General features: G+C 43.1%; 19 protein-coding genes. 6 read left to right on the top strand and 13 right to left on the bottom strand.

Annotation, left to right across the window (positions count from 1 at the left end; genetic code table 11):
* Nucleotides 1-64: 64 nt before the first annotated feature.
* The gene (locus C9991_RS14870) at nucleotides 65-478 is read right to left on the bottom strand and encodes a GtrA family protein (protein WP_106813265.1); all 414 of its coding nucleotides are present in this window, start codon (nucleotides 476-478) and stop codon (nucleotides 65-67) included.
* Nucleotides 479-700: 222 nt separating this feature from the next.
* Between C9991_RS14870 and C9991_RS14875 the strand changes: the two genes are divergently transcribed.
* From C9991_RS14875 to C9991_RS14885, 3 genes are all read left to right on the top strand, one after another.
* Nucleotides 701-3,268 (top strand): DUF5686 family protein, encoded by a 2,568-nt coding sequence (locus C9991_RS14875; protein ID WP_106813266.1) that lies wholly within the window; start codon nucleotides 701-703, stop codon nucleotides 3,266-3,268.
* Nucleotides 3,269-3,487: 219 nt separating this feature from the next.
* A complete protein-coding gene (locus C9991_RS14880) occupies nucleotides 3,488-3,829 on the top strand; it encodes a type II toxin-antitoxin system RelE/ParE family toxin (protein ID WP_106813378.1) in 342 nt (113 codons plus the stop codon).
* A gap of 5 nt (nucleotides 3,830-3,834) precedes the next feature.
* Complete coding sequence (locus tag C9991_RS14885; RefSeq protein ID WP_106813267.1) at nucleotides 3,835-4,149, top strand: helix-turn-helix domain-containing protein; 315 nt, start codon at nucleotides 3,835-3,837, stop codon at nucleotides 4,147-4,149.
* Nucleotides 4,150-4,151: 2 nt separating this feature from the next.
* On the opposite strand, the gene C9991_RS14890 is transcribed toward C9991_RS14885, so the two are convergent.
* From C9991_RS14890 to purT, 12 genes are all read right to left on the bottom strand, one after another.
* Nucleotides 4,152-4,799, bottom strand: a complete 648-nt coding sequence (locus C9991_RS14890) for a response regulator transcription factor (protein WP_106813268.1) — start codon at nucleotides 4,797-4,799, stop codon at nucleotides 4,152-4,154.
* Between the two features lie 196 nt (nucleotides 4,800-4,995).
* Nucleotides 4,996-6,294: a hypothetical protein gene (locus tag C9991_RS14895; RefSeq protein ID WP_157949502.1), complete on the bottom strand. Its 1,299-nt coding sequence runs from the start codon at nucleotides 6,292-6,294 to the stop codon at nucleotides 4,996-4,998.
* A 437-nt stretch (nucleotides 6,295-6,731) separates the two neighbouring features.
* Nucleotides 6,732-7,415 (bottom strand): hypothetical protein, encoded by a 684-nt coding sequence (locus C9991_RS14900; protein WP_157949503.1) that lies wholly within the window; start codon nucleotides 7,413-7,415, stop codon nucleotides 6,732-6,734.
* Between the two features lie 257 nt (nucleotides 7,416-7,672).
* On the bottom strand, nucleotides 7,673-8,056 hold the full coding sequence (locus C9991_RS14905) for a hypothetical protein (RefSeq protein ID WP_106813271.1): 384 nt from the start codon (nucleotides 8,054-8,056) through the stop codon (nucleotides 7,673-7,675).
* A gap of 210 nt (nucleotides 8,057-8,266) precedes the next feature.
* Nucleotides 8,267-8,863: an RNA polymerase sigma factor gene (locus tag C9991_RS14910; RefSeq protein ID WP_106813272.1), complete on the bottom strand. Its 597-nt coding sequence runs from the start codon at nucleotides 8,861-8,863 to the stop codon at nucleotides 8,267-8,269.
* Nucleotides 8,864-9,009: 146 nt separating this feature from the next.
* Nucleotides 9,010-9,525 (bottom strand): phosphatidylglycerophosphatase A family protein, encoded by a 516-nt coding sequence (locus C9991_RS14915; RefSeq protein WP_106813273.1) that lies wholly within the window; start codon nucleotides 9,523-9,525, stop codon nucleotides 9,010-9,012.
* A 62-nt stretch (nucleotides 9,526-9,587) separates the two neighbouring features.
* Nucleotides 9,588-10,700: a DegT/DnrJ/EryC1/StrS family aminotransferase gene (locus C9991_RS14920; protein ID WP_106813274.1), complete on the bottom strand. Its 1,113-nt coding sequence runs from the start codon at nucleotides 10,698-10,700 to the stop codon at nucleotides 9,588-9,590.
* A 10-nt stretch (nucleotides 10,701-10,710) separates the two neighbouring features.
* On the bottom strand, nucleotides 10,711-11,676 hold the full coding sequence (locus C9991_RS14925; RefSeq protein ID WP_106813275.1) for a GNAT family N-acetyltransferase: 966 nt from the start codon (nucleotides 11,674-11,676) through the stop codon (nucleotides 10,711-10,713).
* Nucleotides 11,664-12,077 carry a sugar 3,4-ketoisomerase gene (locus C9991_RS14930; protein WP_106813276.1) on the bottom strand — a complete coding sequence of 138 codons (414 nt, stop codon included), beginning with the start codon at nucleotides 12,075-12,077 and terminating at the stop codon, nucleotides 11,664-11,666. The genes C9991_RS14925 and C9991_RS14930 overlap by 13 nt, the downstream gene beginning before the upstream one ends.
* A gap of 127 nt (nucleotides 12,078-12,204) precedes the next feature.
* The gene (locus C9991_RS14935) at nucleotides 12,205-13,089 is read right to left on the bottom strand and encodes a hypothetical protein (protein ID WP_157949504.1); all 885 of its coding nucleotides are present in this window, start codon (nucleotides 13,087-13,089) and stop codon (nucleotides 12,205-12,207) included.
* 7 nt (nucleotides 13,090-13,096) lie between these two features.
* Nucleotides 13,097-14,410 carry an MBOAT family O-acyltransferase gene (locus C9991_RS14940; protein ID WP_232823363.1) on the bottom strand — a complete coding sequence of 438 codons (1,314 nt, stop codon included), beginning with the start codon at nucleotides 14,408-14,410 and terminating at the stop codon, nucleotides 13,097-13,099.
* A 235-nt stretch (nucleotides 14,411-14,645) separates the two neighbouring features.
* Nucleotides 14,646-15,827 (bottom strand): formate-dependent phosphoribosylglycinamide formyltransferase, encoded by a 1,182-nt coding sequence (gene purT / locus C9991_RS14945; RefSeq protein WP_106813279.1) that lies wholly within the window; start codon nucleotides 15,825-15,827, stop codon nucleotides 14,646-14,648.
* A 168-nt stretch (nucleotides 15,828-15,995) separates the two neighbouring features.
* Here purT and C9991_RS14950 point away from each other — a divergent pair, with 168 nt between their 5' ends.
* The 3 genes from C9991_RS14950 to C9991_RS14960 all read left to right on the top strand — a co-directional run bounded on the left by C9991_RS14950 (nucleotide 15,996) and on the right by C9991_RS14960 (nucleotide 19,468).
* Nucleotides 15,996-18,032 carry a DNA topoisomerase 3 gene (locus C9991_RS14950; protein ID WP_106813280.1) on the top strand — a complete coding sequence of 679 codons (2,037 nt, stop codon included), beginning with the start codon at nucleotides 15,996-15,998 and terminating at the stop codon, nucleotides 18,030-18,032.
* A gap of 47 nt (nucleotides 18,033-18,079) precedes the next feature.
* Nucleotides 18,080-18,769, top strand: coding sequence for a DUF4230 domain-containing protein (locus tag C9991_RS14955; protein ID WP_106813281.1), 690 nt, complete (start codon nucleotides 18,080-18,082; stop codon nucleotides 18,767-18,769).
* 75 nt (nucleotides 18,770-18,844) lie between these two features.
* Entirely contained in the window at nucleotides 18,845-19,468 is a 624-nt protein-coding gene (locus C9991_RS14960) for a DUF4230 domain-containing protein (RefSeq protein ID WP_106813282.1), read from the top strand.
* Nucleotides 19,469-19,503: the final 35 nt, after the last annotated feature.

Here is a 19,503-nt window from a genome sequence, read left to right on the forward strand (position 1 = left end):
AATTTATTTTGTTTCTTTTATTGGTTGACTATGCTTTGCCATCGTCGGTGGCAGATATCAAGCATTATTGCCCGCACGACCTTCCATAATGGAACACAAAGGTGCGCTGCATCTGATAATTCCACAGCACAGCTACCAGCACAGCCACAATGGTCTTTGATATGATGTAATTCATACCCGTCAGTTCGGTTAGCCGCCATGTGCCTAAGGTGTTGAAGGCTATGCTGCCTATCCACACAAACACATAGCGCAACGCCACGTACTTCTTCTTAAGCCCTATTGCATGAAAAACCCAACGGTAGTTGATGCCACAATTGACAAGTCCACCGCTGAAGGCTCCCAACAATGTGGCATAAGCATACCACATACCCAGCACATTAGCAAGCAACAGCGTTATACCGAAGTCTACGCATGATGCTACCCATGCCGAACATTGGGCTTTGGCAAACGTGGCAATAGTATTCTTAAGATTGCCCATCGCACGTTATGTCTGTAAAATATAATTGTTTTGTTACTATATATAATAATGTAGAAAATGGGGACTATACCTCTTTTAAACCTTACTTATTAGGCACTCATCCCCTACTAAGGATGCAAAATTATAGAAAAATATTTAAATGCGAAAAGTTTTCTATCCTTTTTTCATTTATTATATATAACTTTGCAGTAGAAATCTAAAAGGATAAATAGTTAATTACAGGTGAAAAGGTATTTTGGTATTACATTGCTGCTATTGTTGTTGACAACCGTAGTAAGCGCACAACAAATTACAGGTGAGATATACGATAGTGATGGCTATCCCATCCCATTGGCAAGTGCTATATACAAGGGGCACCATGTGGCCGAAGCAAGCGATATTAACGGCAAGTTCTCTATTGCACGTCATAACGGATGGGAACTAACGTTCAGTTCGGTAGGCTTCCAACCGCAAACTATAAAGGTTAGCTCAAGCACACCATCGCACCTAAAGATTGTGCTTAAGGAAGACTCACGCTCGCTTGGCGAGGTGGTTATCAAACAGAAGCGCGAACGTTATTCGCGCAAGAACAATCCGGCAGTGGAGCTTATGAAGCGTGTCATTGCCGCCAAGAAACGTACCCATCTCGAAAACAACGACTATTATCAGTATAACAAGTACCAAAAGATTTCGTTTGCCCTTAACGACATCAAGCCCGAAGACCTTACTACGGGCCGATTTAAGAACAAGTCGTATGTTAAGGACCAGATAGAGACTTCGCCATACAACGGCAAGCTTATACTTCCAGTGTCGGTAGACGAAACTGTTACTCAGCACATCTACCGCAAGAACCCTAAGGAGGAGAAAGACATTATTAAAGGTCAGCGCCAAGAGGGTGTTAACAACTTGCTTCAGACTGGCGAGATTCTTAATACCATGCTTAAGGAGGTTTTCACCGATGTTGATATCTACGACGACCACATGCGCCTTATGCAGTATCAGTTTGTATCGCCTATAGGCGAGACCGCTATCTCGTTCTATCGCTATTACATCCAGGATACAGTGTATGTAAACCACGACTTGTGCTATCATCTTGAGTTTATACCTAACAACCAGCAGGACTTTGGATTCCGTGGCGAGCTGTTTGTGCTTGCCGACTCTACACTTCATGTCAAGAAGTGCACATTCACCTTGCCTAAGCGCACAGATGTGAACTTTGTTGAGGATATGAAGATTACACAAGAGTACACCAAGTTGCCTAACGGCGAATGGGCTCTTTCGGTGGATGATCTTACTGCTGAGCTTAAGGTAAACAAGTTCCTTGGTGGGGTTCTTGTTACCAAAACTACACGATACGACGACTATGCCTTCGACGATTTGCCTAAGAAACTGTTTAAGGGCAAAGCTAAAGTAAAGCATGAGGCTGATGCTATGGTGCGCGACGAGGCTTTTTGGAATCAATATCGTGCAGTGGAACTTACTAAGGGCGAATCGTCGATGAATGCCTTTATACACCGCATCGAACAGTCGAAGAACTTTAAATGGATTATATTCGGACTGCGTGCCTTGCTCGAAAACTATGTTGAGACGGGCTCTATGCGAACAAAGTCGAAGTTCGATTTTGGTCCGGTTAACACCATTATATCTTCCAACTTTGTCGACAAGTATCGTCTGCGTGTCAGTGGCCGTACTACAGCCAACCTCAACAAGCATCTCTTCTGGAAGGGATATTATGCCTATGGTACAGAGTCGCAAAAACACTATTATGGCACGGAGATAACCTACTCGCTCAACAAGAAGAAGAATGTGCCGTTTGAGTTTCCACAGCGCAACATCACCTTCGAGACGGGATATGATGTTATGTCGCCTTCCGACAAGTTCCTCATACACAACAAGGATAACGTATTTATGTCGTTGCGCACACAGAAGGTAGAACAGATGTACTTCTACAACAGACAGAAGCTGTCGTTCGACTATGAAACCGACTGGGGATTCTCTATAAACACATCTGTAAAGGCAGAAAGCAACCGTCCAACTGGCGACCTTGTATTCAAGAAGATGCCTGGAGCAATAACTAATCCTACTGCCGACGGCAACGAATATGTAAACCGTATACGCACAACCGAATTCAAGATTGGATTGCGCTACTGCCCAGGACAGACATTTATCAACACCAAGCAGCAACGCTGGCCGGTAAACCTCGACGCTCCTGAGTTTACGGTAAGCCATACAGTTGGCTTGAACAATGTGCTTGGCGGACAATACAAGCTCAACTTCACCGAAGCCGGAATATACAAACGCTTCTGGATGGGTAGCTGGGGATATATCGACACGCACATCAATGCGGGAGCACAGTGGAACAAGGTGCCTTTCCCATTGCTTTGCATGCCTCCAGTAAACCTTACCTACTTTGAGCTTGAGAACACTATGTCGATGATGAAGAACATGGAGTTCCTTAACGACCGCTACTGCTATGGTTCTATATCGTGGGACCTAAACGGAAAAATATTAAACCGTATACCGCTGATACGCAAACTTAAGTGGCGTGAGTGGATTGGAGTAAAGGGTATGTGGAGCACACTTACCGACAAGAACAACCCAATGCTGGCACAGAACCAGAACGACCCATTGTTGTTCCAGTTCCCTGAAGGCACTAAGGTTATGGACAAGAAGACACCATACTGGGAAATAGTAGTGGGTGTGCACAACATATTCAAGTTCTTTGCTATAGACTATGTTCGCCGTATGAACTATCACGGACCGGACATCAAGGAAAACGGTATACGATTCGCCTTTATGGCGACATTCTAAGATATAGTGCAAATGCACTAAAACGACTAATTTCTAAACATCTATATTTACCTTTGAGGCTCATGGACCGGGATTGGTTCGTGAGCCTTTTTGTATGGCATCAACCAAATGTTAAATAATATATTAGAAAGAGAAACATTTTTATTTGTTGAGTTATATATCAACTATTCTTCATATCTTTGCAATGAACAAGTTGAACGAATAACAAACAAACAGCCTATGAAAGAAGATCCATTATTTAAAATTGCATACTTAGAAGAAGCAATAGAGTTTCTTGCTTCACTTGATGACAAGGTGAAAAGCAAGATAACATACAACATCGGAAAAAGTATGTATTATATAGACAAAGAGATATTCAAGAAATTAGAAAACACCGAAATATGGGAGTTTAGAACTCTCTACAATAAACAAGCATATCGTCTGTTTGCATTTTGGGACACAGACGAGAACAAATTGGTAGTAGCAACTCATGGAATTATAAAGAAAACTCAAAAAACTCCCCAAAAAGAAATAGACAAAGCTGAGACTATACGAACAAAATATTTCAACTCTAAAAAATAAAGATTATGGAACAGATGAAACTATACACGCATGAAGAAATGCTTGACAAAGTATTAGGAAAGGAAGGAGAACCGCTACGCGACAAATACGAAGCGGATATAAACTCCTACCTAATGGGCGAGACTATTAAGAAAGCCCGTAAAGCCAAGAAACTAAGCCAAGAACAACTTGGTGAGTTAATGGGGGTAACAAAGTCGCAAGTTAGCCGTATTGAAAATGGTAAAAACCTATCCTTTGGAACTATTGCAAGAGTGTTCCGTGCAATGGGAATTAGCGCAAGCTTCGATATGGGTGGCTACGGCAAAGTTGCCTTATGGTAACATCAGATATAATACTCAGCACTATCAACCACTCCGGCACGTAGCGCCAGCTTGGTAGCCTCGTGTGCATTGTTGACACCAAGCTTGCGGAAGATATTCTTGCGATGAGTGTTTACTGTATGGAATGAGGAGAATCGGCGTTCGGCTATCTCCTTTGTAGTAAGTCCCATGGCTATAAGCTTCAGTATTTCTTTCTCTGTCTTGGTAAGGCAGGCAATAGCTGGCGACATATCGTCTACTACAGGCGGATTGAGCAACATCTCGGCTATATGTTGGCAGATAAACCTTTGGTGGCGCAAGGCATACATCATCGACTCGCGTATCTCATACAATGGCGAATCCTTCATCACAATACCAAACTGACGGTTGTTTGCCACAGTCTGATTGATAAACTCATAGCTTAGTTCGTCGCAAAACAATACCCATAAGGCATTTGGAAAACGCTGGGCTATGATTTGAAGCTCTGCCACATCGTTAATGTCGAACATAGTATAGTCGAGATAAACCGCAGCATCCGACTCTTCGTTAAGTGTTTCTATCAGCGTAGCTTTGTCTTCTACGCTGCGATATTGTGGTGCCTCGCTCAAACTGTCGGCCACGTGTATCAATCCTACACGTGTTATATCCTGTTTGTCTGCAAATACTATCATTGTGTCTTTCTTTTATTGATTAGGGTTGCAAAAGTAATAAAAAGACAGGGTATAACAAAACAAATAGATAAAAAATTGCTTGAGTGGTACGGTTCGGAGACCGTACCTCCTATAATTAAAAAACGTCCATTACGCATGTAATGGACGTTTTTTAATTAATTTTATTGTTGTACAAAAGACTTATACAAGCCTATAATTACTTAACCATCATCTTCTTGCCGTTCATGATAACAAGACCCTTATAGTCCTTGTTAACACGTTGACCAGCGATGTTGTACATCACATTGTTCTTAACAGCTGTTGTAGTCTGGATGTTGTTGATACCAGTCGTACCCTCAACCATCTTGAAGAGCATAGGAAGAACTGTATTGTCCTGCTTGGTAGCGTAAGCACCGAATGATTTGAATGTACCTTGACCAAACTGGATAAACTTACCATTGTTTGTAAGAGAGAATGTGCCGTTATCAGAAGCCTCAAGTTCCCAAGCTACAGGCTCTGTACCAAGCTGGAAGCTCTTGTGGTTAGGATCATCATCCATATAGAGGTAACGACCATAGCAGTCCTGAATAGAGTAACCATCCTCGCATTCAGCAAATACGAAGTTGTCGTCGTAAGAAGACTCTACCTTCAACTCGTCCAAAGTTCCTTCCTTCATCACTGTACTAAGGTAACCATACTTATAGCTCTCCTTGCAAGGCATAGCATAATATGTATTTCCATCACGCTGTGCAACGATGAGATACTTCTTGCCAGACTCGATCGCAGTAGCTTTCTTGTATGTTACGTAGTGCCATACATATACAGTGCAAGTAGCCGTACCAGCAGCGTATACGTCGTTCTCAGCAGACTCAGCTGTAATAACAGCCTTGCCTTCCTCTGTACCAAGAGCAATAACACCCTCAGCATTTACTGTAGCAACAGCCTCGTTGTCGGAAGAGAACTTAACTGTAGCAGTAGTCTCCCATGAGAAAGTAGGAGATGTAAAATCTGTACCTACCTCATGGTTAACCTTTTCTTCAGAGAAAGCAAGTTTAGCAGCCTTCTTTGTCTCGCCAGCAGCACCACCAATAGTAACCTTAATAGTCTTAGCACGAACCTGAGCTGTTTCAGCTGTAAAATCTACAGAAGTAGCACTACCAACCCATGTACCTACAGTACCTTCAAAGGTATAACCAGTCTGAGAGGCAAAGCAACCAGGACCGTACTTAGCAGTATTCTTAGCTGTACAAGTGAACTCAATATTAGTAATGTCCCCTATTGTAGAAGATACAGTAAGGACATTGCCCTTATATAATCTGTACTCTGTTGTTGCCAACTTGCCAAGGCCTGAAGTAGATGTTCCCTTATCCAAGGTAAGTGTAATACCACCCTTAGTAAGAGTTGCACCTTCTGACTTATCTGTGCCAGCAGTGAATGTCACAACAGTCTGTGCTGATATAGCTCCGCAAATGAGCATCATCACAGCCATCAATGTAAAGCGTAAAGTTTTAATCATAATAGTTTTGTTTTAAAGTTTATAGATGTTTGTATGTATATAGTTTCTTACACATTGTTAGGGTAGCACCCTATGATATTGCAAAGTTATACAAATAATATATACGAACAAAGGGATATGGGGTTAAAAATAGGTTAATTTAATATTAAGAGGACGTTTCGGAAAAAAACAAAGAAAAGTCAATATATTAAAAGGTCAAAGTAATATATATTAAATGGCAAAGTATATTATATTAAATGGCAAAGTATATTATATTAAATGGCAAAGTATATTATATTAAATGGCAAAGTATATTATATTACTTTTTGGAGGCATATTTATGGTGTGAAAACAGAGCCAATAAGTCCATATGCCATGACATAAAAGAAGAAAGGGTTTGTCGAGACTGCAGCCTCAACAAACCCTTAACTCATTAAGATTCTTAAATATATTCCCGATTACTTTACAATCATCTTCTTGCCGTTCTCGATAACAACGCCCTTGAAGTCCTTGCTTACACGCTGACCAGCGAGGTTGTAACGAACACCGTTCTGAGCCTTCTCGGCTGTGATGTTAGTGATACCAGTAATTGTTGTGTTAACAATTACACCATTAAAATTTAGAGCAGATGTTTTTGCAAGATCCTTCTTACCAATTGTAAATGTTACCTCGCTTGCATCACCTGTCCAAGTGTAATTACGAGTTTTTTTGTCCATCTTCAACTCTCCAGTAGATGCAGTAAATATACCATTTCCTGCAACTTTGTTGGCTTCAAAGATAATCTCTTTCATGTTACCATTAGCCTTGACAAATTTCATCTGTGAACCCTCTGCTGCAATATCTTTACCTGGTTTACCTCCATAAAGAGCAACACAGCCTGTAGCTTTAGTAGCATTTTCGTCATACTTTATGTACTGAGGTGCAGAACTACAATTACCTGCAATAAAAGACAGAGTAACATCATCCACTGTAGATGTAACGGTTATTTCTTTAGGCTTCTTTGGGTCACCCAAATAGAATATACCTTTATTATTTACCTTACTTTCATAAAGAGCGTTGAAATCGAATGTTGACTGTGCAGAAACTGAAGCACATACTGTCATGAATGCAACTGCAATGATTGAGCGTAAATTTTTAATCATAATAGTTTTGATTTTTTAGTTAATAATACAGATTTTAATTTTATAAATTTTGATAGTTGTTTTATTTGTCGTGTTGCTTCAACCACGTTGAGTGTTGTCCGTAACACGTTTGCAAAGATAAGCAAATTAAATATTACGGCAAGAATTTTTAAATCTTTATTTGTTACAATAAAGTCTAAATAAGTTCATTATTAGTACAACACACTGATTTTCAACAGGTTTAGAGTTTGATGTTTTTAAGAAGATAGAAGACACAATTAATCTTCTATCTTCGACATTTCTTGCGCTTCCCAGTCTTCCCACTGCTTCATAGCTTCTTTCCAGTCGGTCTGTTCGCCAGCTTCTACAGCTTCTTGTTGGCGTATAGCCTCATCGCGTTCACGATCGCGTTGGCGCTTAGCCTTCATATCAGCAATGGTTTTATCGTCGAGTATAACTATAGCTCTTCGGTTTATAGCGTCGTACAATTCTTGTTCGCCAAAGGAACGACCTGGGACATTAAAGTCGGAAATATTGAATTCATATTCCACGCGCAACTTATGTCTCAATTCCTTTTGCTTGGCACGATTGGCCGAATTTTTAAGTCGCAACAGCTTAGCAATGCCGTCAATCTCCTTGTTCGAGTATTTGTTTCTACCCATAGTATAAATAAGTGTTTATATGCCTAACAAGGTGCAAAAATAGCTTAATATGTTAAATAACCCACTTTTTTGCACTAAATATTTGTTTTGTTCAAGATAAAGCTATATATTTGCGGTATCATTTTTAGAGATTTCGTTTTTTACGAAATCCGTCTTTACGAGGTTGGTAGCATCCTGCACCAACCTCTTTTGTTTTTTATAGTTTCTTTTTTACGCCAGTTGCAGAACCATATTGTTTGCTTTTGCCATGCGTCGCATATTGAGTAGCGCATATCGCATACGTCCAAGGGCAGTGTTTATGCTAACGTCGGTAGAGTCGGCAATCTCCTTAAACGACAACTGCTGATAGAAGCGCATATATACCACTTCGCGCTGCATTGGAGGCAGTGCGTCGAGCAGACGTCTCACATCTGTCATTATCTGCGAATTGACAAAACGGTTCTCTATATTGCCTTCAAAGATATCGGCACCAGGGATATTTGAGAGGTCGTTGTCGGCAGAAGTGTCGACAATGCGCATAGAAGCCTGGTCGCGATACCAGTCCATTATGGCGTTATGCGCAATACGCATAATCCACGCACCGAACTTACCGCTAACCGTATAACGTCCTTCCTGTAGGCGCGAAATTACCTTGACGAAGGTTTCTTGGAAGATATCTTCGGCAGTCTCGCGGTCGTGCACCACGAAGAGTATGTATGAGAATAACTTAGACTGGTTGCGCAGCAACAACAAATCAAAAGCCCGGTTGTTCCCATCAGCGTATGATAAGGCCAACTCTTCGTCGGTCATATCTTGCAAATTTTTCATTTCTTAAATCTTTTATAATTAAGTAAATGTGCTCCGATAGGCAATGCTTTTGATTGTTTTTTATTGTTGGATAACTATCATCCTAATGTTAGGATTGTGCAAAGATAAGCACTTTTGACGAAAAAGCCAAACTTTGTTAAACATTTTTATATCACAAAGCGTACAATCGTCACCACTATTATAGCATAGAATGCTGCTAATGCGTCGTCAAGCATACATCCCCATCCACCATGTATGTTGCGGTCTACCCATCGGCAACCAAGAGGCTTTGTGATGTCTATTATGCGGAAAAGCACAAAACCAAGAGATGCAAGCAGTATTGGGCGCCATGCCGGACCGTCTACAAATAGAGCGGGCAGCGTAGCCATCCATGTGCCAAAGTACTCGTCTATGATTACCGTGCGCGGGTCTTCGCCCCAATAACGCTCCATTACATTATCGGTCCACACGCCAATAAATAACGAGCCCAACACCAAGGCCACTGTTGCAACACATAGCCATAATGGCGAAAGCACGAAATAAAGACCTATCCATATAAGCAAGGCTATCAGACCGCCAAAGGTGCCAGGCCCCCAAGGAAAGAAACCCGTGCCAAAACCTGTAGATATGATGACGTGAAACCAAGGTGCCTCGCCAAGCTTATGATTGTTGTTATTGCTCATTTGTGTAGTGTATATATTATGTATAATGTGTAATACAGGTAGATATGTGCCAAGACGACACGTCAAACACGTGACGGAACAAAGCTGTTGATTAAATCTACCACCTTCTGACGCTCGCCATCGGTGAGCGTTGGACTGATAGGTAGACTCAATTCTTCTCTATGTATGCGCTCAGTAATAGGCAATGACATATTGTTCCACTGGGCATAAGCCTTCTGCTTGTGCGGCGGTATGGGATAATGGATGGCGGTTTGAACACCGTTGTCCAAAAGATACTGCATCAGCTCGTCGCGATGCGGAGACATTAGCGGGAATATATGGAATACATTCTCTTGCCAATAATCCTCGGTAGGAACCGATACTGCAGGATTGTTGATACACCTTATATAATATAGTGCATGCTCGCGACGGCGCGCATTCTCCTGATCAAGATAGGGCAGTTTTACAGCAAGCACGGCAGCCTGTATCTCGTCAAGGCGCGAGTTGACACCAACATGCGAGAAGACATACTTGCGCTCGGAGCCATAATTGCCAAGCATCTTTACCATATCGGCAAGATGCTTGTCGTTGGTAGTTATGCCTCCACCATCGCCAAGGGCACCAAGATTCTTGCCAGGATAAAAGCTGTGGGCAGCAGCATCGCCAAGTGAACCAGTACGTCTATCACCATGCATACAGCCATGAGCCTGGGCATTGTCCTCAATAAGCTTTAGGTTATGCCGGCGGCATATGTCGCCAATAAGCTCGGTATAAGCACAGCGACCATAGAGATGCACCAACAATATGGCTCGGGTACGTGGGGTAATAGCTTGCTCAATAAGGCTATCGTCTATTTGGAAAGTATCCCATCGAGGTTCTACAAGCACTGGCTTAAGACGGTTTTCGGTAATGGCAAGTATGGTAGCCACAAAGGTGTTGGCAGGCACAATAACCTCGTCGCCTTCCTTCATCACTCCCATCTCCTTGTATGCACGCAAGATAAGGGTAAGGGCATCAAGCCCATTGCCACAGCCTATGCAATAGCGTGTGCCTATATACTGGGCAAACTTATGGCAGAAGTCGTCGTTGGCAGCACCTTGTAGATACCATCCACCATTGACAACATTTGCCACGGCTTGGTTGATTTCGTCCTTATGCAATGCCGTGACGTCCTTTAAGTCAAGAAATTTTATCATCTCGTAGTTCTTATTCTATAGTCCATTCGTAAATGTCGTAGCATACACCACGACCTCCAAATCCCTCTTTCTGGTGTATAAGGTTGCTGTTAAGATAGCTACCTTTATCTTCGGTAGACTTGCCAAAGTCAAGATACATAATACCATTATAGTGTTCGTTGACAAGCCAATAGAAAACAAGGTCTAAGGCTCCAAGCTCCTTGCCACGTGGCGAAGCAGAGATATACTGAGTATGAACCACTCTGCCACACTCAAACACCAATGTTCCGCCAAGAGCCTCATCGCCAAGATAAGCCATAAATAAACGTATATTGTCGGGGAAACGAGAGCAAAGAAGCTCCAACTCGGCTATGGTATGAACGGGATGCACACCATACTTGGCCATAAGATTATTGTCGAGAATATGCCAGAAAGCCTTAATGTCATTGCTTTCTACCACTCGTATGCCATTGCGACGCGCCTTGTTGACACCACGATGACGTTGTTTTGTAAACTTGAGTGGGTTGTAGAGACAAATGGTTGAAGATACTTCGCGACCCAATATCTGCGCCTTGCACACTTTGACAATAGCATAAAGGTCTTCTTCTGCAGGCATTGTGTGGTAAATCCATGGTGTTGGCTTATACACAACTCTGTTTACACCGCACTCGTTGCGTAAGAAACTATTGATAGCAGCGAATACATCAAGACACAATTCGGCTGTCATATCAGCATTCATAATTAGTCCACCGTATGTCAGACCGCCGTGCGAGCGCAGCTCATCGCCATGAATAGTTGCCGGAAGAAGTGCAACAAGCGTAGCATTAATTGTTACCTCGTCTTTATGTTTATAAATCATCAGCGAACAATCTGTAAATCGGTCGCTATGATAGTCCATATAACCACGCATCAAGAGAAAGGTTGAATTCTTGGCTCCAGCAACAAACGCATCCCACTCGGCAGCTCTATCGTGATTGTATCTTATTACCGTGAGCATCCCTTGTATTTTAAGAATTCATCGTAGTCGTAGATATAGTCCGATTCGTCGTAAGGCTCAGAAGCAAGCACAAGGCATACAGCACCCGACGAGAAATCGTCGAGTGTGCGCCATATGCCTGTTTCTATCTCTAAACCTTGGTAGGGATGATTGAGCAAAAACTTGCGTTGCTCCCTACCATCGTCTAATGTAACTGTGAAACTGCCGCTAAGGGCTATAAGCAACTGCTTGAGCTTACGGTGTGCATGTCCTCCCCTACTCTCACCTCCAGGCACATCATACAACCAATAGGCACGAGCAATATGGAAGGGCACGTCCTTGAACTCTTCAACAACCGACAGATTGCCACGACGGTCTTCTATCTTTTGTATTTCAATTATCTTAGCGTCAGAAACTTTCATTGTCGATACTACATTTATGATAAAATTGACGGCAGGACACAATGCCTCCCTATCTATTAGTATAACGCAAATTGTATATTTTTATTGTAAGTAAAGGTGTCAATAAGGCTTGCCATATTGGTTGGTTCTACTTTAGGCACCTCTTTATCTCCTTTGATATCATAGCTGAAAAGCGTTCGGCTCCGCGACGCTCCAGATGGTTGGCATCATGAAACAGTTGCGGATGATTGGTAAAGGCGGTGTCGCAGAAGTGGTTGAGAAATGGTATGCCACTCTCGGCACAATACTTCTTTAGCGGCACATACACGCTATCGCTTCTATAAGACAGTTGCGGACTGGCAGTAAACACTATCTGTGTACGGCCTTGACAGTGGGCTACTAACTTCTCAAGATACTTACGTTTCAGCAAATCGTAATTGTCCTGTGGAAGTTTCTCAGGCAAGAACACCTCCATTATGCCCTCATAAGGCAGATATCCTAATTTAAAAATATCAGCAGGCGACACTATATCTTTAATCATTGGTAGCAACCTGTTGTTAAGCTGATAAGGCCATAGCAAGGTTTTGATACGCTCGGATGAGTCAACATCAACTAACAAGTTGCGAATTTCGGCCATATCTTGATACTGTCGCAAGCCAGATATATACGAGGTATTGTCGTCGTAAAGCAAGTCGTAATCGGGTTCTATATCATATACAATGACCTTAGGCGCATATCGACGCGACACAATGCAGTATCTTCCATAATTAAATATTATGCCCATCTTGTCTTCGCCACAATTATAAACATCATGTTGGAGTAGGGGCTGCATAATTGTAGGATCGTAATGGTGTAGTGCTCTTGACGAGCCAAATACTAAGACGTCTGCCATAAGCGAATCGTTGATATATAATGTACGACCCGTTGCTCCTCCAGCCTTACGTTCGGCAAGGTGTAGCAACAGTATAGCACCACCACAAACAGCAGCCATTAAAGCAACATAGCATAATAGTCGAAATAAAAAACTCCTCATAAAACTATCAGAATTTAGCATAAATAAATTGACCAGAATCAAACACTCCGAAGAGTATTATTGACATTCCTACAAACACATAGGTTGCCCATCTAAGCCATTGCGAACGATGATGAAACAAATCGTATTGCGGACGATACTCATCAACAGCATCTTTTAGCAATGCTATAGACAATAAAAGTAGTACATACTTCTCTGGCATAACAAGGTGGAAGTTGGTTATAGTAGCTATTCTGCCAAACACGGTACATACATCAGCAAGTGTTGGCATACGGAACACAACCCACAACAGCGTAATAATGATAAACGTAACCAATATGCGCAAAGCCTTTAATAGCTTGCCACTGGCTACCTTGTTATTTAAACCTGCTGCTTTCTCTATACACTGAAATACACCATGAAGCAATCCCCACACCAAGAAAGTGTAGTTGGCACCATGCCATAGACCACTTACAAGAAACGTTAGTACGATGTTGGCATAATGGCGCCAACGACTACAACGATTTCCGCCCAACGATATGTATACATAATCGCGCAACCATGAGGATAGAGAGATGTGCCAACGATGCCAAAAATCGGTAACACTAATAGAGAAATATGGACGGCGGAAGTTGTCGGTCAAGTCGAAACCTAATATTTTGGCTGTACCTATAGCCATTAACGAATAGCCGGCAAAGTCGCTATATATCTGAAACGAATAGAATAAAGCCATAGACAACAATGCAGAACCATCGGCTGCAGCAAGATGCTCTACTGTATTGTCTACATAAAGCAATAGCCTGTCGGCTATTACTACCTTGAGAAACATTCCCCATAAAAGCATACGCAGACCTTCGACTGATTGCTGACTGTTGAAGACACGATTGCCCTTGATTTGAGGCATCAACTTACTATAACGATTTATCGGGCCTGCAACAATCTGTGGAAAGAAACCAAGAAATAGCGAATGATCAAGCAAACTTGTTTCGGGCTGCATCTTGCCACGATATACGTCTATGATGTAGCCTATAGACTGTAGTGTAAAGAAAGATATACCTATAGGCACCACAAGGCTATGGCTACTGCAAGGCAAACCTATATCTGTCAATATAGCACAAGCAAAGCCATAATACTTGAACACTAAAAGTGGCAAAACAGCAAGCATCAACGTGGCAAACAATGGCAAACGATGACGAACAACATACTTAGCACCAAAGAACGTAACCACCGTTACATACGCAAGCCATATACAAGCTAACGAATTTTCGAATGTAAGTACGGCATAAGAGAATAATAGTAGCAATGCGTTTCCGGTCTTCGTACGAACAGATGTTGACAACATAGAGGTTGCAACATAATATAAAATAAAAATTACGGGAAATGCACAAAGAAAGAATAACGAATTGTAGTTCATGTGGTGAGGAATTAAAAACCAGTAGAGGAGTAAACAAGGAAATATATTTTCCTTGATTATCGCTGTTTGCAAGGATTAAACCTATAAGGCTAATCTCCTTGTTTACTTGTCTACTCGTTTACTGTAAGCATGTGGAAGACATGCTAAACTTAAATTAGATATCTTACTTCTCCATATAAGGATCGGTACCAAGCACGGTAGCTGCCAATCGCTTAGCCTTATCACGAAGTAGGGTTGTATCGTCTTGGGGTTGGCCATAGCACAGAACCACACCCATACGGCGACCAACATGAGCCTCTTGCTTGCCGAAGATACGTACACGTGTATAGTCTTCCTTCAATGCATCAACAAGATTGTATGGCAGAGGGTCGTTGGTTTCTGAAGGCGAGAGTACAACTGCACTTGCACCAGCATGCTCAAGATGTATACCAGCAATAGGCAGTCCCATAACGGCACGGAAATGTAACTCAAACTCGGAGAGGTTGGTGGTATGACCAAGCGTAACCATACCTGTATCGTGCGGACGTGGCGAAAGTTCAGAGAAGATAACCTCACCCTGCTTGGTAAGGAAGAACTCCACACCCCAAAGACCAGCTCCGGTAAGCGCGCGTGTAACCTTTTCTGCCATATCCTCTGCTTTGCGAAGCTCGTCTTCAGGCAACTGGAACGGCTGCCAACTTTCACGATAGTCGCCTCCCTTCTGCACATGACCTATAGGCGGGCAGAACAATGTGGGGCCATCCTTCTGTGTAACGGTAAGCAATGTAAACTCAGAGTCGAAGTGGATAAACTCCTCAATGATAATCTCCTTAACGTCGCCACGGCTTCCTTCCATAGCATCGTTAAAAGCCTTTTCCAAATCTTCGGGCTTGCGAACAATGCTCTGACCATGACCCGACGACGACATAAGAGGCTTGATAACACATGGGAAACCAATCTCCTTTGAGTGCTCGCGCAATTGCTCAAGAGTGGTAGCGTAGAAATATTTGGCAGTACGCAGTCCTAACTCCTTAGCTGCAAGGTCGCGAATAGCCTTACGGTTCATTGTATAGTTCACGGCGCGGGCACTTGGCACCACTTGTATGCCTTCCTTTTCAAAGTCGAAAAGACGCTCGGTGCGTATAGCCTCAATCTCAGGCACAATAATGTCGGGATGATGACGCTCAACAACAGCAGTCAAAGCATCGCCATCAAGCATGTTGAACACTTCATGCTCATCGGCAACCTGCATTGCCGGAGCACCCTTGTATCTGTCGCATGCAATGACATATTGTCCTGCACGCTTTGCGGCGATGACAAACTCCTTGCCTAACTCGCCTGAACCTAACAACAATATTTTCTTCATGTGGTCAATAAAAAGATAATGCAAAGCTAACACTTTTATTTCGTTCGGGCAAGTTTTTAGGACATTGAAGACACATATATGTGATAATTATTTCGCCAAGGCACCCACATAATAGCAAAATTATAGCTAACTTTGCATCATAAACAAATAAAACTCAAGAAAGAAAACATGATTGTCTGCATTGCCGAGAAACCAAGTGTTGCTAAGGATATCGCCCGTATTCTGGGCGCAACAAACTCGCACCAAGGATATATGGAGGGCAACGGCTACCAAGTGACTTGGACATTTGGTCACCTATGTACGCTTAAAGAGCCTAACGACTACACAGAGATGTGGAAGCATTGGAGCCTGTCATCACTGCCGATGATACCTCAAAGATTCGGAATAAAGCTAATTGACGACGACGGCATTAAACGACAGTTTGCCGTGATAGAAAAGCTTATGCAATCGGCAGACGGCATTGTAAACTGCGGTGACGCCGGACAGGAAGGTGAGCTAATACAGCGCTGGGTCATGCAAAAGGCTGGTGCAAAGTGTCCGGTTAAACGTCTGTGGATATCGTCTATGACTGACGAAGCCATACGCGAGGGATTTGCATCGCTGAAAGACCAAAACGAATACCAATCGCTATACATTGCCGGATTGAGCCGTGCTATTGGCGACTGGCTTTTAGGTATGAATGCCACCCGACTATATACTCTTAAATATGGACAGAACAGACAGATTCTGAGTATTGGACGTGTGCAGACACCTACTTTGGCGCTTATTGTTAACCGACAGAAGGAGATTGACTCGTTTGAGCCAGAGCCTTACTGGGTGCTTGCAACCGTATATCGCGACACTACATTTACCGCAACCAAGGGCAAGTTCAGTACAAAGGAGGAAGGCGAGGCTGCATTTGCCACCATTGCCGACAAGCCATTCACCGTTACAGCTGTACAGAAGAAGAATGGTACAGAGGCACCACCACGTCTGTTTGACCTTACATCGTTGCAGGTGGAATGCAACCGCAAGTTCTCGTACAGTGCTGAAACAACACTCAAGCTTATACAAGGTTTGTACGAACGCAAACTTACAACATATCCACGTGTAGACACTCAGTTTCTTAGCGATGACATATACCCAAAGTGTCCATCAATACTTTCGGGCATAAGTAAGCAATACGAGGCACTGATGGAACCACTAAAGGGCAAAAAATTGCCTAAGTCGAAACGTGTGTTCGATACATCTAAGGTTACCGACCACCATGCCATCATACCAACAGGAGTGCCAGCAACCGGCCTTACAGATATGGAACGCAATGTGTACGACCTTATTGCACGCCGATTTATAGCCGTGTTCTATCCTGACTGCAAATTCTCTACAACTACTGTTCTTGGAACTGTGGAGGATGTGGAGTTTAAGGCTACTGGAAAGGAGATATTGTCTGCTGGATGGCGTGATGTTTATGCACAACAGAATGCAACAGCTGATGATGACGAACGCAAAGGCGACGAGGAACGCACACTGCCTACATTTGTAAAGGGTGAGAGCGGACCGCATATACCTACTCTATCCGAGAAGTGGACCACACCTCCTAAGTATTATACCGAAGCTACATTGCTGCGAGCTATGGAGACAGCGGGCAAATTTGTAGAAGACGAAACATTGAGAGCCGCTTTAAAGGAGAACGGAATAGGACGTCCATCATCCAGAGCAGGAATCATAGAGACTCTATTCAAGCGCCATTACATACGACGCGAGCGCAAGAACCTTGTGGCTACAGCTACTGGCATAGAACTGATAGACACTATTCATGAGGAACTGCTTAAGAGTTGCGAGCTGACGGGTATCTGGGAGAAGCGTCTGCGTGACATAGAACACAAGAAGGACGATGCAGCCGACTTTATTAATGGTCTGAAGCAGCAGATTACGGAGATTGTGAATGATGTGCTGCGCGACAACAGCAACCGTCGCGTTACCACCCTTAGCGAGGAAGACCTTAAGAAGAAAGCCAAGAAGAAGGCTACACCAAAGAAGAAGGCAGCCACTTCAACAACATCAACCGACACACCGACTGCAACATCAAACAACGACCCTCTTGTAGGTACAACATGCCCAATATGTGGCAAGGGAACCATCATTAAGGGCAAAACGGCTTACGGATGCAGCCGTTGGCGTGAGGGATGCAACTATCGCAAGCCTTTAGACAATCAGGCCGAATAAACGTATTGTGGCAGCGGGCATCCATGTTTAATATAAACAAGACGATTATGACAAAAAGAATAACATTCGTATCACTTCTGATGATAGCCTTGCTTGCCGTTTCGTGCAGCAAACGACAGGAACAAAAGGTGGAGGTTGAACAACCCAAAGTAGACACAACTGCAGTGCTTGTAATGCAAGCGCAAAAGTGCTCGCGCCTTTACACCACAGAGTATCGTATGCACAAGGTAATTACACACGACGACCAACTGTCGCTCAAGGGCAAGGTGCTAAACCACGACTACGACGTAAAGCTGCCTTTTGGCGAAAGAAAGGTTGCCATACCGGTAGATGCTACAGTAAAGGCATACATCGACTTTGCCAACTTTTCTGCGGAGAATGTGGTGCGCGATTCGTCGCATATAGAAATAATATTGCCCGATCCGCATATCGTACTGTCGTCGTCACGTATCAATCACAACGACATACAAGAGTACGTGGCACTTACACGCAGCCGATTTACCGATGCTGAGCTGTCTGCCTTCGAACAGCAAGGGCGCCAAGCCATAATAGCCGATATAGGAAAGACCAATATCTTAGAGTCGGCTCGTATTGGAGCGGCTAACGTATTGGTACCAATGTTGCAACAGATGGGGTTCAAGGCCGAAAACATCACCATCTCTTTCAGGCACGACCTTACAAAACATGGTGTTGGGGCTCTGATTGACAAGACAACGGTTGAGAAGAAAAAGAAATAAGAAAAAGCCACTGGCATGGTACGGCAACAAGCCACACCTACTGTAGCAATATAGATACTTAAAAGACTTGATAATATGGATAAGAACAAACGATGCTCTTGGATATTTGCCCCGGTACGCGCCTTAATAATTAAGGTGGTGCTTGTGGTGGTGGCGGTAGTCGCCATTGTGCTCGTAGCACGCCACTATATAAATAAGGTGTCGTCTACATCAACGCCTGCCGTAATAACCAAGAACGAGAAGATAGACATTACACCATCGCAGATACGCTCTATTGAGCAAATTGGCGAGTGGTCGTTTCTTGAGATTAACGACGAAGAGATGGTAGACACTGTGCGCCATGGTTTCTTTTCCGACGACAAGTTGGTGCGCATATACTACGGAACCTTACGCCTTGGCATCAATATGAAAGAGGCACACGAGGGATGGCTTGCCATTGAAAACGACACATTGCGTGCCATATTGCCACCGATACGTCTACTCGACAACAACTTTATTGATGAGGCTCGCACACGTTCGTTTATAGAATCGGGAAAGTGGAGCCACCAAGACCGAAAGGATATGTATAACCGGGCTGTCATGATGATGAAACGGCGCTGCCTAACAAAGGCCAACTATCAAACCGCACGCAATAATGCGAAGGCGCAGTTTGAGCAGATGTTGAGGTCTATGGGATATGAAAAGGTTAAGGTAGAATAAAAGAATTGGGTGTTTAGGAAACTCTTAGTTGCGAG

This window comes from Prevotella merdae (assembly GCF_900290275.1).
Lineage (GTDB): Bacteria > Bacteroidota > Bacteroidia > Bacteroidales > Bacteroidaceae > Prevotella > Prevotella merdae.

What these genes read in the sequence shown, in the direction of transcription:
- C9991_RS14920 (WP_106813274.1), bottom strand. Translation starts at nt 10,700, where the DNA reads ATGATAAAATTTCTTGACTTAAAGGACGTCACGGCATTGCATAAGGAC.
- C9991_RS14950 (WP_106813280.1), top strand. Translation starts at nt 15,996, where the DNA reads ATGATTGTCTGCATTGCCGAGAAACCAAGTGTTGCTAAGGATATCGCC.
- C9991_RS14925 (WP_106813275.1), bottom strand. Translation starts at nt 11,676, where the DNA reads ATGCTCACGGTAATAAGATACAATCACGATAGAGCTGCCGAGTGGGAT.
- C9991_RS14885 (WP_106813267.1), top strand. Translation starts at nt 3,835, where the DNA reads ATGGAACAGATGAAACTATACACGCATGAAGAAATGCTTGACAAAGTA.
- purT (WP_106813279.1), bottom strand. Translation starts at nt 15,827, where the DNA reads ATGAAGAAAATATTGTTGTTAGGTTCAGGCGAGTTAGGCAAGGAGTTT.
- C9991_RS14900 (WP_157949503.1), bottom strand. Translation starts at nt 7,415, where the DNA reads ATGATTAAAAATTTACGCTCAATCATTGCAGTTGCATTCATGACAGTA.
- C9991_RS14895 (WP_157949502.1), bottom strand. Translation starts at nt 6,294, where the DNA reads ATGATTAAAACTTTACGCTTTACATTGATGGCTGTGATGATGCTCATT.
- C9991_RS14915 (WP_106813273.1), bottom strand. Translation starts at nt 9,525, where the DNA reads ATGAGCAATAACAACAATCATAAGCTTGGCGAGGCACCTTGGTTTCAC.
- C9991_RS14960 (WP_106813282.1), top strand. Translation starts at nt 18,845, where the DNA reads ATGGATAAGAACAAACGATGCTCTTGGATATTTGCCCCGGTACGCGCC.
- C9991_RS14930 (WP_106813276.1), bottom strand. Translation starts at nt 12,077, where the DNA reads ATGAAAGTTTCTGACGCTAAGATAATTGAAATACAAAAGATAGAAGAC.
- C9991_RS14880 (WP_106813378.1), top strand. Translation starts at nt 3,488, where the DNA reads ATGAAAGAAGATCCATTATTTAAAATTGCATACTTAGAAGAAGCAATA.
- C9991_RS14910 (WP_106813272.1), bottom strand. Translation starts at nt 8,863, where the DNA reads ATGAAAAATTTGCAAGATATGACCGACGAAGAGTTGGCCTTATCATAC.
- C9991_RS14890 (WP_106813268.1), bottom strand. Translation starts at nt 4,799, where the DNA reads ATGATAGTATTTGCAGACAAACAGGATATAACACGTGTAGGATTGATA.
- C9991_RS14940 (WP_232823363.1), bottom strand. Translation starts at nt 14,410, where the DNA reads ATGTTGTCAACATCTGTTCGTACGAAGACCGGAAACGCATTGCTACTA.
- C9991_RS14935 (WP_157949504.1), bottom strand. Translation starts at nt 13,089, where the DNA reads ATGAGGAGTTTTTTATTTCGACTATTATGCTATGTTGCTTTAATGGCT.
- C9991_RS14955 (WP_106813281.1), top strand. Translation starts at nt 18,080, where the DNA reads ATGACAAAAAGAATAACATTCGTATCACTTCTGATGATAGCCTTGCTT.
- C9991_RS14905 (WP_106813271.1), bottom strand. Translation starts at nt 8,056, where the DNA reads ATGGGTAGAAACAAATACTCGAACAAGGAGATTGACGGCATTGCTAAG.
- C9991_RS14870 (WP_106813265.1), bottom strand. Translation starts at nt 478, where the DNA reads ATGGGCAATCTTAAGAATACTATTGCCACGTTTGCCAAAGCCCAATGT.